Annotated in this window: 15 protein-coding genes and 1 pseudogene; 11 read left to right on the top strand and 5 right to left on the bottom strand. The window is 69.1% G+C overall.

What is annotated here, in order from left to right; genetic code table 11:
* Positions 1-302: 302 nt before the first annotated feature.
* Complete coding sequence (locus ACQEU6_RS31840; protein ID WP_499336740.1) at positions 303-506, bottom strand: hypothetical protein; 204 nt, start codon at positions 504-506, stop codon at positions 303-305.
* 172 nt (positions 507-678) lie between these two features.
* Between ACQEU6_RS31840 and ACQEU6_RS31835 the strand changes: the two are divergent.
* The 4 genes and pseudogenes from ACQEU6_RS31835 to ACQEU6_RS31820 all read left to right on the top strand — a co-directional run.
* Positions 679-839 (top strand): annotated as a pseudogene (locus tag ACQEU6_RS31835) (IS256 family transposase); the annotation flags it as partial.
* Positions 840-967: 128 nt separating this feature from the next.
* Positions 968-1207 (top strand): hypothetical protein, encoded by a 240-nt coding sequence (locus tag ACQEU6_RS31830; RefSeq protein WP_499336738.1) that lies wholly within the window; start codon positions 968-970, stop codon positions 1205-1207.
* Positions 1208-1679: 472 nt separating this feature from the next.
* Positions 1680-1877, top strand: coding sequence for a hypothetical protein (locus ACQEU6_RS31825; protein ID WP_499336736.1), 198 nt, complete (start codon positions 1680-1682; stop codon positions 1875-1877).
* Positions 1878-2052: 175 nt separating this feature from the next.
* Entirely contained in the window at positions 2053-3225 is a 1173-nt protein-coding gene (locus ACQEU6_RS31820; RefSeq protein ID WP_499336735.1) for an FxsB family cyclophane-forming radical SAM/SPASM peptide maturase, read from the top strand.
* A 302-nt stretch (positions 3226-3527) separates the two neighbouring features.
* On the opposite strand, the gene ACQEU6_RS31815 is transcribed toward ACQEU6_RS31820, so the two are convergent.
* Positions 3528-4370 carry an oxidoreductase gene (locus ACQEU6_RS31815; RefSeq protein ID WP_499336733.1) on the bottom strand — a complete coding sequence of 281 codons (843 nt, stop codon included), beginning with the start codon at positions 4368-4370 and terminating at the stop codon, positions 3528-3530.
* 184 nt (positions 4371-4554) lie between these two features.
* Here ACQEU6_RS31815 and ACQEU6_RS31810 point away from each other — a divergent pair, with 184 nt between their 5' ends.
* Entirely contained in the window at positions 4555-5097 is a 543-nt protein-coding gene (locus ACQEU6_RS31810; protein ID WP_499336731.1) for a TetR/AcrR family transcriptional regulator, read from the top strand.
* A gap of 89 nt (positions 5098-5186) precedes the next feature.
* Here ACQEU6_RS31810 and ACQEU6_RS31805 read toward each other — a convergent pair whose 3' ends face one another.
* Positions 5187-5408, bottom strand: coding sequence for a hypothetical protein (locus ACQEU6_RS31805; RefSeq protein ID WP_499340405.1), 222 nt, complete (start codon positions 5406-5408; stop codon positions 5187-5189).
* A gap of 30 nt (positions 5409-5438) precedes the next feature.
* On the opposite strand from ACQEU6_RS31805, the gene ACQEU6_RS31800 reads away from it, so the two are divergent.
* From ACQEU6_RS31800 to zwf, 3 genes are all read left to right on the top strand, one after another.
* Positions 5439-5573 (top strand): hypothetical protein, encoded by a 135-nt coding sequence (locus ACQEU6_RS31800; RefSeq protein ID WP_499340613.1) that lies wholly within the window; start codon positions 5439-5441, stop codon positions 5571-5573.
* Between the two features lie 10 nt (positions 5574-5583).
* Positions 5584-5979 carry a hypothetical protein gene (locus tag ACQEU6_RS31795; RefSeq protein ID WP_499336729.1) on the top strand — a complete coding sequence of 132 codons (396 nt, stop codon included), beginning with the start codon at positions 5584-5586 and terminating at the stop codon, positions 5977-5979.
* Between the two features lie 134 nt (positions 5980-6113).
* On the top strand, positions 6114-7484 hold the full coding sequence (gene zwf / locus ACQEU6_RS31790; protein ID WP_499336727.1) for a glucose-6-phosphate dehydrogenase: 1371 nt from the start codon (positions 6114-6116) through the stop codon (positions 7482-7484).
* A 62-nt stretch (positions 7485-7546) separates the two neighbouring features.
* Here zwf and ACQEU6_RS31785 read toward each other — a convergent pair whose 3' ends face one another.
* Positions 7547-10363 (bottom strand): glycoside hydrolase family 2 protein, encoded by a 2817-nt coding sequence (locus tag ACQEU6_RS31785; RefSeq protein WP_499336725.1) that lies wholly within the window; start codon positions 10361-10363, stop codon positions 7547-7549.
* Between the two features lie 341 nt (positions 10364-10704).
* Between ACQEU6_RS31785 and ACQEU6_RS31780 the strand changes: the two genes are divergently transcribed.
* Positions 10705-11052, top strand: a complete 348-nt coding sequence (locus ACQEU6_RS31780; protein ID WP_499336724.1) for a hypothetical protein — start codon at positions 10705-10707, stop codon at positions 11050-11052.
* A gap of 74 nt (positions 11053-11126) precedes the next feature.
* Here the strand turns inward: ACQEU6_RS31780 and ACQEU6_RS31775 are convergent, their stop codons facing one another.
* On the bottom strand, positions 11127-12056 hold the full coding sequence (locus ACQEU6_RS31775) for an RNA polymerase sigma-70 factor (RefSeq protein WP_499336722.1): 930 nt from the start codon (positions 12054-12056) through the stop codon (positions 11127-11129).
* 204 nt (positions 12057-12260) lie between these two features.
* Between ACQEU6_RS31775 and ACQEU6_RS31770 the strand changes: the two genes are divergently transcribed.
* Both ACQEU6_RS31770 and ACQEU6_RS31765 read left to right on the top strand, forming a co-directional pair.
* Entirely contained in the window at positions 12261-13853 is a 1593-nt protein-coding gene (locus ACQEU6_RS31770; RefSeq protein WP_499336720.1) for an MFS transporter, read from the top strand.
* 76 nt (positions 13854-13929) lie between these two features.
* A complete protein-coding gene (locus ACQEU6_RS31765) occupies positions 13930-14364 on the top strand; it encodes a hypothetical protein (RefSeq protein WP_499336719.1) in 435 nt (144 codons plus the stop codon).
* Positions 14365-14383: the final 19 nt, after the last annotated feature.

Genomic DNA, 14383 nt, shown 5'->3' with positions numbered 1-14383 from the left:
GCGCGGGGAGATCTATTCCGCGTCTTTGGAGCCAGTTGGTGCTCAGGCCGGGCACTTTCGATAGCGTTGGGCCCGTACACGGTCACGCCGCGTACGGGCCGGGATATTGCTGCGACAGGCAGGCGGATAGCTATCCCACCGGGACGCGGTAGACGTCGCCGATCAGGGTGGCGGTGGGCATGTGCAAATGGTTGTGGTCGCCCCTCGGACACAGATCATTAAGCCTTGCGGAAGCCGGGACGCCCCTGGCTTCCACAAGTCGGGGTTGTATGTCATCTTCAGCCCGAGCCTCCGATGTCAGGTCACATGGCCGACAAGATCGTCGAGACTCGGGCGGCAGCGTGGCGCAGAGGTTCGCGCAGGTCGCCGCGGTACTCGTTGAACAATTCTTCGCGGGCGCCTACCAGGCCCCATGTGGCGATGACGTATCTGAGGCAGTCCTCCAGACAGGTCACCCGCGAGTAGTCGTATTCGATCCAGCAATCGCCAAGAAGCATCATCTTCACAAGCCGGCATCGACGAACTGCTCGACCGGCCGATGATCGACCCACCCACCGAGATGGCCCAGCCGGCGAAACTCCTTGCCCGAGGAGACCCGAAGAGGGTATTCGCTCAGGCGTGGAAAGTGATCTTGCCGAGGAGCAAGTGATCAGTGGGTGAAGCACCCCCGTTCTTCGGGGGCCCGGCGGGCTGCGCCTCACCGGGCAGGCTCGATGCCGGGCGAGCCGGTCAAAGCGGTGCTGGAGCGCGCGCTGGAGGCCGAGCTGACCGCTCATCCGGGCTATGACCGGCATGTGCAGGGCGCGGGCGCGGTGGCGGGCAATGCCCGAACGGCAAGACGCCCGGTAACGGGGCGTAGGCCGCGTCGACCTCGGCGGCATCCACCTGCGCCAGGGGCCGGCAGAGGGTGTCGGGGATGCGGGGCCGTGGCAGCAGCCTGGACCAGCGCGAACATCACCACCGGCGAATGACGGCGCCCGCGCGGATCACGCGGATCACCAATCTGTGCCCACACCTGCCGCAGGCTCGCCGTCCCTCCCGCCGAACGGCTCTCCCCGGCATCCCCGGCGGGGGGTTCACCAAGGCCGGACGCCCCACCGGTGTTCTCGGGCTCGATGACCTCGCAGGGCACCCGGGGATGGTGGACGGCGTGGACGGCATGGCAGCCGGCACGGGCAACGAGGCTCCGTCGGGCGAGATGATCTGAGCAATCGCCGTCCTGCGGAGCCTCGTGGCATCTCCGCCCGGCGACACGTCACGCCGCGATCACTCTGTGACATGCCCGCCCTCCCCGGCCATCTCACCATTCGAGAATGCGCTCAGCGCTGCGGGCGCCGCAGGCCGTACGCATGTTTCGGGGAATTCCGATGTGTCCGCACGCCTGCCTGCCCGTGCCGTTCATGCCTGGAAGTCTCTGCTGTCCGAATAGATCTCACAGAGTAAAACTCGCCGGCATATCGAGACCGCAACGCCCGCAACTCGGCAGGTTTTTATACCCGCTTCGATCTTATTTAAACCAACCACCAGTCGACTCAGGCGAAGCCTGATGCGCCGACCAGCGTCCCGGCAATCTCTTGAGCATGTCGACGGGATCTTATGTAAATCATTGCCAATAGATTTACGTGGATGATCACCCTTAATCTCAGAGAGATCATTTCGCCGGACGGAAAGGCGCCCACATGACCGACAACTCCAAACTGGACCAACTGCGTCGCGCAGCGGCTCTCGCGGCGGCCACCGCCGCCGCGACGGCCGCGCTGGCAATGGCCGCATCCGCCGCCTCGGCCGACTCGGGCTCCAGCGCGCTGGACTCCGCGGTCGCCCACGTGACCAGTGACGACGGTTCCGTAACGCCGACCTCCGCGTTCAACAGCTGATAATTCAGGGTCGAAAAAGGGGAGGCTGCGCGGTGTCCGAGTGCCGTCATCGCACAGCCTCCCCGCTCGGAAGTCAAGGGCAAGGGCGGTTGAAATGAAGGAACTCCCTCTGGTCCGGGTGAGCTCAAATGTGAGCCCAGGCGCCAAATGTCCTGAGTGGCCGGCGAAAGATCTCGTGAAAAGCGTCCTGGCGGATCCGCAGTGGCAGCCGATGCCCTTTGTTGAGTTCGTCATGAAGGTGCACAGCAGGTGCAACCTCTCATGCGACTACTGCTACGTCTACGAGATGTCCGACGACAGCTGGAAAGACAACCCGGCCAACATGTCGAAGGCCACGGTGGACGACGGCGCCACCCGTTTTGGTGAGCACATGCGCACCCATGCGGATGACATATCCGTCGCCAAGGTCGTGCTGCACGGCGGAGAACCGCTCATGGCGGGCCCTGAACTGATCACCTATCTGACCGAGCGCTTCCGAGCGGAGACGCCGCCCGGCATCGAACTCGACCTCCGCATGACCACGAACGCGGTCCTCCTCACCCCGGAGAACCTGCGGCTGATGCGCGCGTGCGGGATCCGCGCCCTCGTCAGCATGGACGGAGGCCAGGAAGCTCACGATCGGCACCGTAAGTACGCGAACGGTCGTGGCAGTTACGACGCGGCCGTTCGCGGCCTCAACGCCCTGCGTTCCGAGGAGTATCGGGACCTGTTCTCCGGCCTGCTGTGCACGATAGACGTCGCGAACGATCCGATCGACGTCTACGATTCGCTCATCAGCCACGAGCCGCCCATGGTGGACTTCCTGCTCCCGCACGGGAACTGGACCCAGCCACCACCGGCCTGGGGCGGCGACTCGGATACCACGCCCTACGCCGACTGGCTCATCCCGATCTTCGACCGCTGGTACGAGGCTCCGGTGAAGCCCACGTCGATCCGTCTGTTCGACGAGATCATCAACCTTGTCCTCGGTGGCCGCAGCCGCGCGGAGACCGTTGGCCTTTCGCCTTTCCAATCGCTCACCATCGACACCAACGGCTCGATCGACTTCTGCCACCAGCTCAAGTCGGCCTTCAACGGAGCCGCCGCGACCGGCCATCACGTGTCCAGCGACTCGTTCGACGAGCTCTTGCGCCAGCCAGGCGTGATCGCCCGCCAAATCGGCGCGGATGCGCTCTGCGACACGTGCCAGGCCTGCCCGATCCGCGATATCTGCGGTGGCGGACTCTACGCGCACCGTTACAAGTCCGGAGTCGGCTACCTGAACCCGTCCGTCTACTGCGGCGACCTTTCGCGCCTCATCATCCACATCATCGAGAGAGTGTCCGGGGACGTTCTGGAACCGGTCTGACGTGACCGGCGTTCAGGGCAGGGCTGAACGCGTTCGGGAGCAAGCCACGCTGCGGTGTTACGGCGTCGCCGGGAACGGTGGGGCGGCGCGTAGGGGGTAGCCGATTGGGGGGACGGGCTTGGTCCGTCCTCGGACGCACCACAACAAGGCGAGAGAAGTGGACACTTCTCTCGCCTTGTTGCGTTCGGTCGTCTTTACCGTGGTCGAACTGGCCGCGGAGCGCGAGGGCTACGCCCCGGGACGGCAGCGGGTCCGCGGCAGAGCGCGGCAGCCTTCGGCGACCGGGTCCTCGACTTCGAACGTCAGCGCTCAGCGGCGGGAAAGTCGGTCGAGCGGCTCACGGCGGCCCACTCCTCGGTCTCGGCGGCGCGGGCCTCGGCGGCCTTCCGCGCGAGCGTGAGCGCGTCGCCGCCGAGAACGAGCCGGCGCGGCGGGTCGTCGGCGCCGACCACCTCGATGATGACCCTGGCCGCGCGGGCCGGGTCGCCCGGCTGCTCGCCGTCGCCGTCCTGCCGGAAGCGGTTGACGGCGCCGACCGTCTCCTCGTAGTCGGGGCCGACGGGGTGGAGCCGCATGGACGAGCCCTGCCAGTCGGTGCGGAACGCGCCCGGCTCGACGATGACGACCTTCACGCCGAACGGCGCGACCTCGTTCGCCAGCACCTCGGAGAAGCCCTCGACCGCGAACTTCGCCGTCTGGTAGGCGCCCATTCCGGGGGTGCCGCCCACGCGTCCGCCAATGGAGGAGAACTGCACGAAGGTTCCCGAACGCTGCGCGCGCAGGACGGGGAGTGCGGCCCGCGTCACGTTCACCACCCCGAAGAGGTTGGTCTCGATCTGGGCGCGGAAGTCGTCCTCGGCCATCTCCTCGATCGGCGCGCTGTTGGCGTAACCGGCGTTGTTGACGACCACGTCCAGGCCGCCGAAGGCGGTGGTGGCCTCCTTCACCGCGCGGGCGGCGGCGGCAGCGTCGGTCACGTCCAGCGCGACCGGCCTCATCCGCCGGCCGTACCGGGCCACCAGGTCGTCCAGCTGTTCCGGGCGCCGCGCGGTGGCGACGACCTGGTCGCCCGCCTCCAGCACGGCCTCGGTGAGGCGGCGCCCGAAGCCCCGCGACGCCCCAGTGATCAACCATGTCCTCGCCATGGGTCCTCTCCCCTCTCGTCGTCATGGATGCCGGCAGCCGGCCACCACCGGGATCCGCCCCCCTTCGCCGGGAGGGCGGGACATGATCAGAACTGCCTCATCTCTGTGACACTTAATCTATGAGCCTCATCTGTGCTGTGTCAATATTTTCAGGATGTGCACCTCCGCTGGGTATATTGGGCAGATGAGAGCAGACGCGGCACGCAACCTGGAGCTCGTCCTGCACACAGGCGCACGCCTGCTGGCCGACGACCCCTCGACGAGCATCGCCGCCATCGCCACCGCGGCCGGAGTGGACCGGCGCACCGTCTACCGCCGCTTCGCCTCCCGCGAGGAGCTGCTCCTCGCCGTGTACCGCGCCCGGTACGACGCGGTGGAGAAGGCCGTCACCGCCGCCAGGCTCCGCGAGGCCCCCGTAGCCGTCGCGCTCCACCGCTTCGTCGAAGGGATCATCGCGGTCAACCGCGAATGGCCGGTCGAGACGAGCCGCATGCTCCACGAGAAGACGATCCAGGAGCGCCGCCGGCCCCTCGTCGAGGCGATCGACGCCTTCCTCCAGCGCGCCACTGAGGAGCGCCTGCTGCGAGCCGACCTGCCCCACGGCTGGGTGGCGTCGCTTCTTCCGCCGCTGATGCTGCACGCCGCGGAGGAACTGCCCGAGCTGAGCCCGGCGCAGGCCGCCGACGTGGTGGTCGACACCCTGCTGCACGGCGCGGGCGCCCGCTGACCCGCGGCGACGCGAACGCCGTGACGGACCCTGCGGCCCCGTGCGGTCGGTCGCGACATCGGGCACTCCACCTGGCCTTCGTGCCGGGGTCAGGCGGCGGGGCGGGTCTGGTCGGGGACGTTGAAGCCGTTGACGCGGACGTCGGGCTTCGCGGACGTGCCGGAGTAGCGGGCGGTGATGGTCTGCCGCTCACCGGGCCAGAGCGTGATGTCGTTGTCGCTCCAGCGGATCGGCAGCACCTGCTTGCCGCCGGCGAACAGATCGGCCCGGGTGAACAGGGCCGGGGCGCCGCCGTGGCCGACGTGAGTCAGGCCCTCGCCACCTGCGATGTGCCAGCCCTGATGGAGGAGATCCGAAAGGCCAGGGGCTGGAGCCAGGCCGACCTCGGTGAGGCGGTCGGCTACGCCCAGGTCGGCGCGGTCGAGGAGCTGACCGAGCGGGAACTGCGCGACCAGATGGACCAGCAGACCCGATGACCGTTCGAGATTGCCGCACACCGTCGCCGGTGATCAGGAACTGGCCGAGGGGATCGCACCGGGATCTTTCTCAGCCCCCATGGCCGCCCGCAGCGAGACCCGCGTCCCAGCCGAACCGCAGATCAGGCTGCGCACATCGAGTTGCCGACTCGTCATCCAGGAGAACGGCACACCGCAACGGGGTGCCGAGCAACACTGCCCCCACAGAACCGGAGAAGTCGTGTTCGTCGCCTACGCCACTGTCAGCATCCTCGGCGCGGTCATCAACGGTGCCGCCTCCGGCCTCGTGCTGTACTTCATCGGCGCGATCATCGCCCATCTGCGGGTGGGCTCCCGCGACATCGTCGGCGGGATCGTGTTCCTCGCCACCGCGGCGGCCGCCCTGACCCCGGGACTGCTCTACTGAATCCGACGTGGCCCGCTTGAGGAGTCGCACGAATCTCCGCGCACGTGATGACCGAGCACTATGCGACCCGCGGGACGCTTGTTCGCCGGATGGCCGGGACGGCAAGCTGTGAGCCGACGGAAAGGGGGCCGGCGATGGAGCGGGCCGACGCGTTGGTGCTGTTCGGGATCACCGGGAATCTGGCGTACAAGATGCTGCTGCCGGCGTTGTACCGGCTGACGGCGGACGGGGTGCTGGACCAGCCGATCGTGGGGGTCGCCAAGACCGACCTCGACCTGGCCGGGCTGCGAAGTCGGGCCCGTGAGGCCTGCGAGGCCAAGTACGACGAGGTGGACGACGCGGCGTTCGAGAAGTTCGCAGGGAACCTGCGGCTCGTCGCGGGCGACTACACCGATGGCGCCACCTTCGACGCGATCCGTCGCGAGGTCGGCGACGCGGGATTCCTCACTCACTACCTGGCGGTTCCTCCTTCGCTGTTCGCGACGGTCGCGGGGGGCCTGGCCGAGGTCGGCCTGAACAGGAACGCCCGGATGGTCGTCGAAAAGCCGTTCGGCAAGGACCTGGAGTCGGCGCGGGCGTTGAACGCCGAGTTGCTGAAGTTCTTCGACGAGGACCATCTGAGACGCGTCGACCACTTCCTCGGCAAGGAGCCGATCGAGGACCTGCTGATGTTCCGGTTCGAGAACATGCTCCTGGAGCCGATCTGGAACCGTCACCACGTCGACAACGTGCAGATCACCATGGCCGAGGACTTCGACGTCGCCGACCGCGGCTCGTTCTACGACGCCAACGGTACGATCCGCGATGTCGTTCAGAACCACCTTCTGCAGATCCTCGCGCTCCTGGCCATGGACCCGCCGCCGTCGACCGACGCACGCGCCTTCATCGACGAGAAGTGGCGGGTGCTGCGCGCCGTCGAGACCCTCGCGCCCGGCGATGTCGTCCGCGGCCAGTACGACGGCTACCTCGCCACCGAGGGCGTCCGGGAGGGTTCGACCACCGAGACCTACGCGGCGATGCGCCTGCGCATCAACAACTGGCGCTGGGCCGACGTCCCGTTCTACATCCGTTCCGGCAAGGCACTGGGCACCACCGACCTGGAAGTGGTCGCCCAACTCCGCACCCCGCCCATCACGTACTTCGACGGCGCCCCGGAGCCCAATCTGATCCGCTTCCGCATCCAGCCCGACGCGGGGGTCACATTCGACCTGCTCGCCAAGGTCCCCGGACGCAACAGCACCCGGCAAGTCCCGCTCAGCGTGGACTTCACCAGGGTCCTGGGCCCGATGGAGGCGGCCTACCAGCGCATCCTCACCGACGCCGTGACCGGCGACCCCCGACGATTCGTCCGCTTCGACCTGGCTGAAGAGTCCTGGCGCATCGTCCAGCCCGTCCTCGACCTCCCCGCCCGGCCCCTCCCCTACGCCAAAGGCACCTGGGGGCCGGACGAAGCCACCGCCTTCGTTCCCGGCGGCTGGCACGAGATCTCCACCACCTTCGACTGAGGCGCACGGGCCTGGATGCGCGAAGGCCGGACGGGGGTGCCGTCCGGCCTTCGGGGCGGAGGTCAGCTTGCGCGGCGGGTCTGGTCGGGGACGTTGAAGCCGTTGACGCGGACGTCGGGCTTCGCGGACGTGCCGGAGTAGCGGGCGGTGATGGTCTGCCGCTCACCGGGCCAGAGCGTGATGTCGTTGTCGCTCCAGCGGATCGGCAGCACCTGCTTGCCGCCGGCGAACAGGTCGGCCCGGGTGAACAGGGCCGGGGCGCCGCCGTGGCCGACGTTGCGGATCGTCAGGCTCGTCACCGTCTCGCCGCCCTCGCGGCGGGTGGTGGCCTGGACCTTGATGTCGGCGGGCTTGAGGGCGCGCAGGCCGGTCAGGTCGGCGTAGCCGTCCTTCTGGAAGACCGCGAACCCGTTGGACGGGGTGTACTGGCCGGGCGCGTGCGTCTTCGGCCAGTCGACCTTGTCGGCCTTCGTCGACAGCCAGTACACGTTGCGGCTGACGACCTTGGAGCCGCGGGTGAGGACGAGCTTCTCGAAGTAGGTCTTCGAGATCCCGGCCGGGACCTTCGGGCGCAGGACGGTCCGCACGTCCTGGCTGCCCAGCGACGCGACGGGCGCGGTGGCGGTGGCGCGGGCCCGGCCGTCGAGGTCGATGATCTGCGCGGTGGCGCGCAGGCCGTCCTGGCGGGCGCCGGTCAGGTTGGCGACCTTGACGGAGCCGTCGTCGTAGTCGTACATGACGTGCACCGGCTCGTTGGCCTTCTTCGCGCCGAAGTAGACGCCCGGCTGGTCGAAGTCGGAGCCGTACATGCTCCACTGGAGCGACGGCCACGCCTTGTTCAGCATCCAGTAGATGATCCCGGTGCTGGGGTTGGCCTTGTCGGTGGAGTTGCCGATGTACGACTCGAACTGCGCGCGGGTGACCTCGTACTGGCCGAGCTGGACGGTCTTCCGGTAGGAACCGGCGTCCTTCCAGGGGCCGTACCGGTGCCACAGCGGGGTGTTGTAGACGCCCATCCGGGACAGGCGCGTGTAGTCGGAGTAGAAGAACGTGTGGTACATGTCCTGGCCGGCGGTCTGGCCCTGCGCGGTCGCCGGGTCCCAGATCTTCTTCTGCTCGTCCGCGGGGAGGAAGCGGTTCAGCGAGTCCTGCGTCGGGATGGTGTTCCCGGTGCTGACCTCGGTGTCGAATCCCCAGGCGCTGCCGGTCATGCTGAGCGTCGGGTCGTCGGTGTTGACGGTCTCCCGCCTGTTGTTCCACAGGGCGCTCGGCGGGAAGTAGTTGTAGCCGCCCTCCTTGGCGCCGGCGGGCCCGAGCTTCGGCGACGACTTGTACTCCGCCGCGGCGACCTGCGGGAGCCGGAAGTCGGCCTCCTCGAACGCCTTCAGGTAGAGGGCCTCCTTCTCCGGGTCGGGCGCGTCGTCGCTGCCCTGGAAGAAGGTGAAGACGCTCGGGTGGTCGCGGAGCCGCTCCGCCATCGTGGCCGCCTGGTTGGACGCGTTGGCCTTGACGTCGTCCGACCAGGTCGACGACCTGCCCTCCCAGAGGGCGCAGCACTGCCAGCCCGGCATGGCGAGGACGCCCGCCCGGTCGAGCTGGGCGAACATGTCGTCGGGCGGGAAGTTGCCCTCGAACCGGACCGCGTTCAGGCCCATGTTCCGGATGTAGGAGATCTGGTGGGAGACGTTGGACGGGGAGTAGCGCAGGAAGAGGTCCGGCGACCATCCGGCTCCGCGGATGACCAGCGGCTTGCCGTTGACGATGAACTGCCGGTAGCCGTCCTTGCCGTGGGTCTTGCCCGGGACGGGCTTGGTGAGCCGCGACGTCACCGTCCGGACGCCGAAGTCCTCGGCGGCGGCGCTGGACACCGTTCCTCCCACGGACGCGTCCAGTGCGAGGTGGTACATCGGCTGGTCGCCCATCTGGTACGGCCACCACACGGCCGGGCGCTCCAGGTGCAGGCCGGGGCAGTCCGCCCGGCTGATCGCGACCGTGCGGGTCGCGTGCGCGGGCACCGTGACCGTGGCCTCGCAGGCGATGCGGGTGGAGCCGTGCGCCACCGTGCCGGACACCGACACCCGCTGCGCCGTTCCGGTGCTGTTGCGCACGTCGGCCTTGACGGTCAGGTCGGCGGTGGAAAGGTCGCGGGCGACGTCCTGCAGGACGTGCGCGTCGCGGACCGAGACCGGGCCCTCCTGGACGATCTGCGGCGCGTACTGCAGACCGGTGTTCTGGTCGGGCGCCATCGGGTTCCAGTCGACCTGGTTCTGGGTCAGGTACCGCATGGGCGTGTCGAACCTGGTGATGTCGGCGTCGTTGCGGGAGACGTCGAGCGCGATGGCGTTCGCCCCGTCCCGGACGTGGGGCGTGATGTCGTACTCCAGCCGGGCGTACGAGCCCTGGAACCGCGCGCCTCCGGCGATCTTCTTCCCGTTGATCCAGAGGTCGGCCTTTCCGGAGACGCCGTTCATCACCAGGAACGTGCGGCCGCCCTTCCGGGGGTGGACGGTCAACTGCTCGCGGTACCACCAGTTCACGTCGAACTGCTTGGCCGGGACCTTCGCCATGGTGTCGTTGTGGAAGATGTTCGGGTAGCGGCCGTTCTCCAGCAGGCCCGCCATCAGCGTCCCGGGCCGGGACAGCGGCAGCCAGCCCTTCGTCGAGTAGTCCGGCTTGGAGATCTCGGCGCCGGTGTCGCCGGTGTCCGCGGACGACCGGATCGCCCAGCCGGAGGTCAGTTCCGTCGTCCCGGAGGACCGGATCCTCTGCACGGCGGGCCGGTGCCCGGCGAAGGCGCGGGCCGGCATCGCGGGGGCGAGCGTCCCGGCGAGTGCGAGCGCGGCGAACAGCGCCATGGTTCGAGTCCTGGACCCGCTCATGACCCATCACTCCTCAGTGCGGCCGAAGCCGGGCGCTTCCCGACGGCCGATGCCATCAATGCTCGACCTGGAGGCCTCGCCGGGCCGTAGGCCCAGGACGCCAACCGGGGTAGTGCTAACCCCACGCCTTCGTCCGCCGCGTACCTGGGACGTCGCGAACGCTCTCGCATTCCGGCCTCTCGCCGCGGTCGTGGAGATGACGCTCCCGTGGTTTTACCGGACGCCGGGCGGGGGCAGGGTTTACCGGGCCACGGCGGCTCCAGCGGATTTGGCGGTTTCCGCCCCGGCGGTCAAAGGAGCAGCGAGACAGGAGACCCAGAGCAGGGAAGGAGTCTGGGACCATGGCCGACGAAACGGTGACTCGCAATCTCAACGGTATGGACGAACTCGACTTCGAAGGGTGGAACGGTGCCGACTGGGGCGGCGTGTTCTCCCATTACCACACCGACGACGTCCTCGTGGATCTCAAGGGCCAACCGCCGACCCACGGCATCGGGGAGCATGTCGACGCCATGAAGGCGATGATCGCGAAGACCGGTGGCGAGCCCGTACAGATCGCGTCCCACCCGATCCGGTTCGGGTCCGGCGAATGGACCTGCGTGGTCGGGGAATTCGAGGGCGGCGGCCGGATGGTGACCGTGGCGAGGTGGCAGGACGGCGCCATCGCCGAGGAGTACATCTGGATGTGACCGGCTGAGACCGCGCCCCGCAGCCATTCTGCACGGCGGGCCGGTGCCCGGTGAGGGCGTGGGCTGTTCGGGCCTCAGCGGCTCAGGGTGGTCTCCTGTTCCACACGGGACAGCTTCTCGGGGTTGCGGACGTGGTAGGCGCCGGTGACGCAGCCGCCCTCGACCCGCACCGCCACCACGCCGTCGATCTCACCGTTGACCCGGACGAGCAGCGCCGGGCCGCCGTTGACCTGCACCAGCTCGACCGACCTCCTGGCGTCGCGCTTCCACCAGCCCGCGGCCATCAGTCGGGCCACCTTGTCCGCGCCGACGATGGGCCGCAGCAGGGCGTGTCTGACTCCGCCGCCGTCGCTCAGGGCCACGACGTCCGGTGCGAGGATGTCGAGCAGGCTTTGCAGGTCGCCGGTCTCGACCGCTCGCTGGAAGGCCTGGAGGGCCGCTCGGGTCTCGGCCGGGGAGACGGTGCCGCGCGGTCGGCGCGCGGCGACGTGCGTCCGCGCCCGATAGGCGAGCTGGCGGACCGCGGCCGGGCTCTTGCCGACGGCTTCGGCGATCTCGTCGTAGTCCAGGCCGAACACCTCGCGCAGCACGAACACCGCCCGCTCGGTGGGCTGGAGCGTCTCCAGCACCAGCATCATCGCCATCGAGACGCTGTCGGCCAGCTCGACGTCCTCGGCGACGTCCGGCGTGGTCAGCAGCGGCTCGGGCAACCACGGACCGACGTAGGACTCCTTGCGCCGGCCGAGCATGCGCAGGCGGTCCAGCGCCTGCCGGGTGACGATCCGCACCAGGTAGGCGCGCTGCTCCCGCACGGTGGACGGATCGACGTCCACCCAGCGCAGCCAGGTCTCCTGCAAGGCGTCCTCGGCGTCGGCGGCCGAGCCGAGCATCTCGTAGGCGACGGTGAACAGCAGGTTGCGGTGGGCGACGAACACCTCGGTGGCGGAGTCCACCGGGTCCGCGGGCTCGGCCGTGCCCGCGGTCCGTTCCCTGTGCTCGCTCATCCCCGGCTCCCGCCTGTCTGTGCTCGACCTGCCTCATGCACTGGACGCCGGTCCCCGCCGTTTTGTAACACGCGCGGTCGGGTGGCCTACGTCACACCACCTCGACTGTTACAGGGGGAGGCGCGCCGACGTCTCGTGTCCGTCAGGACGCCGCACGGCGAACGGTCCGGGCGGCTCGCGACACGAGTGGAAGGTATCCGCCACATGACCGAAACGGCCTCACCAGAGAACATCCCCGCCCGTTCCGGCACGGCCCCGCAAGCCCCACCCGGATCCAGCCCCCGCCGCTGGTGGGGCCTGGTGGTCATCGCCCTCGCCCAGCTGATCGTGGTGCTGGACATGACCATCGTCAACATCGCCCTGCCGTCCGCGCAGCGCGACCTCGGCATGACCGACGGCAACCGGCAGTGGGCCATCACCGCCTACACCCTCGCCTTCGGCGGCCTGCTCCTGCTCGGCGGACGCCTCGGCGACCTGTTCGGGCGCAGGCGAAGCTTCATCGTCGGCCTGCTCGGCTTCGCCGCGGCCTCCGCGCTCGGCGGCGCCGCCACCGGCCCCGGCATGCTGTTCGCCGCCCGCGCAGTGCAGGGCGTCTTCGCCGCGCTGCTGGCCCCCGCCGCGCTGTCCCTGCTGACCACGACCTTCACCGACCCGCGCGAACGCGGCAGGGCGTTCGGCGTGTTCGGCGCCGTCGCCGGCGCCGGCAGCGCCGTCGGCATGCTGCTCGGCGGCCTCATGACCGAGTACCTGGACTGGCGCTGGTGCCTGTATGTCAACGCCCCGGTGGCCGCCGTCGCGATGGTCGGCGCGATCGTGCTGCTCGACGACCCCGGGCGCAGGGCAGGCGCACAGCTTGACGTCGTCGGCGCCGCGCTGGGCTCCGGCGGCGTGCTGTCCATCGTCTACGGCTTCAGCGAGGCCGAGTCCCGGGGCTGGGACGACATCCGGGTGCTGGCCCTGCTCGTCGGCGGCGTGCTGATCCTCGGGCTCTTCTCCCTGTGGCAGACCCGCGCCCGGACGCCGCTGCTGCCCCTGCACATCGTCAGGGACCGCCAGCGGGCGGGCGCCTACCTGACGATGGCCCTGGTCACCATCGCCATGTTCGGCGTCTTCCTGTTCCTGACCTTCTACCTCCAGGGCATCAAGGGCTGGTCGCCGCTGAAGACGGGTACGGCCTACCTGCCGATGACCGTGTGCATGGTCATCGGCTCCACGCAGATCTCGGTGCGGCTGCTGCCGAGGGTGCCGGTCCGGGCGCTGATCATCCCTGGCCTGGCGCTGGCCGCCGGCGGTCTGGCCGTCCTGGCCTCCATGGACGTCCAGGCCACCTACGTCGGCCACGTCCTGCCCGGGATCTGCATGATGGGCCTCGGCATGGGAGTCACCTTCATGGCGGCCATGTCCACGGCCACCGGCCGCGTCGCCCCGCACGAGCAGGGGGCGGCCTCGGCGACCCTGAACACCATGCAGCAGGTGGGCGGATCGGTCGGCACCGCGCTCCTCAACACGATCGCCGCAAGCGCGACGACGGACTGGCTGGCCGGCCACGGGGCCGACCCCTTCCAGCAGACGCCGCAGGCGAAGGCCGCACTGGCGGAGGCGACCGTGCACGGCTACTCCGTGGCGACCTGGACCTCCGCGGGCGTCATCCTGCTTGCCGCGCTGGTCGCGGGCGTCTTCATCAACGCCAAGGCGCCCGGTCGGCAGGCCGGCACGGCGACCGCCGAACCGATGGTCGCCGACCGCGAGGCCAGGACCGCCGAGGCGCCGGCCCACGCGGGCTCCCCCGCCGACTGAACCGGGGTGTGCCCTTCACGGCCGCCGATTCCGTCCCCCGTCCCACCCAGCGCAACGACCACCACGGAGTGATCGCATGTCCTCGCCGACCAACCCGCCCTCCGACACCCACGCGGAGCGGAACCCGCCCCCACGGTTCTTCGGCCTGATGAAGGCGACCACGGTGTTCCTAGCCGCCGCGCTGCTGGTGCAGGGGCTCACCGCAGGTCAACTCCTGTCCAACGCGGACGGCCGTGGTCTGCACCAAACCACGGGCGGCGTCGTCACATTCGCACTGGTTCTCCAGACCATCGCCGCGCTGCTGGTGTGGCGGGCCGGTCGCGGATCAGGCCGGTACCTGGCCGTCACCGCGGTGCTGTGGGTGTTCGTCAGCATCCAGTTCGCCGTCCACGGCAACGTCGCCGTCCACGTTCCTCTCGGCGTGGCGCTGTTCGGCGCCGGCGCCGTACTGACGGCACAGGTATGGACGACCCGGCCCGCAAAGCCGGCTGAACTCCGGACCGGGCGATGACGGTTGCCGGCGTCGTTTC

Source organism: Spirillospora sp. CA-108201, from assembly GCF_050936235.1.
Classification (GTDB): domain Bacteria; phylum Actinomycetota; class Actinomycetes; order Streptosporangiales; family Streptosporangiaceae; genus Spirillospora.
Note: the sequence above shows the minus strand (reverse complement) of the source record. Positions and strands in the feature narration are given on the sequence as shown.

Excerpts from the sequence above, each read along its gene's own strand:
- ACQEU6_RS31785 (WP_499336725.1), bottom strand. The coding sequence starts at position 10,363 with ATGAGCGGGTCCAGGACTCGAACCATGGCGCTGTTCGCCGCGCTCGCA.
- zwf (WP_499336727.1), top strand. The coding sequence starts at position 6,114 with ATGGAGCGGGCCGACGCGTTGGTGCTGTTCGGGATCACCGGGAATCTG.
- ACQEU6_RS31765 (WP_499336719.1), top strand. The coding sequence starts at position 13,930 with ATGTCCTCGCCGACCAACCCGCCCTCCGACACCCACGCGGAGCGGAAC.
- ACQEU6_RS31800 (WP_499340613.1), top strand. The coding sequence starts at position 5,439 with ATGGAGGAGATCCGAAAGGCCAGGGGCTGGAGCCAGGCCGACCTCGGT.
- ACQEU6_RS31780 (WP_499336724.1), top strand. The coding sequence starts at position 10,705 with ATGGCCGACGAAACGGTGACTCGCAATCTCAACGGTATGGACGAACTC.
- ACQEU6_RS31810 (WP_499336731.1), top strand. The coding sequence starts at position 4,555 with ATGAGAGCAGACGCGGCACGCAACCTGGAGCTCGTCCTGCACACAGGC.
- ACQEU6_RS31775 (WP_499336722.1), bottom strand. The coding sequence starts at position 12,056 with ATGAGCGAGCACAGGGAACGGACCGCGGGCACGGCCGAGCCCGCGGAC.
- ACQEU6_RS31830 (WP_499336738.1), top strand. The coding sequence starts at position 968 with ATGACGGCGCCCGCGCGGATCACGCGGATCACCAATCTGTGCCCACAC.
- ACQEU6_RS31825 (WP_499336736.1), top strand. The coding sequence starts at position 1,680 with ATGACCGACAACTCCAAACTGGACCAACTGCGTCGCGCAGCGGCTCTC.
- ACQEU6_RS31770 (WP_499336720.1), top strand. The coding sequence starts at position 12,261 with ATGACCGAAACGGCCTCACCAGAGAACATCCCCGCCCGTTCCGGCACG.
- ACQEU6_RS31815 (WP_499336733.1), bottom strand. The coding sequence starts at position 4,370 with ATGGCGAGGACATGGTTGATCACTGGGGCGTCGCGGGGCTTCGGGCGC.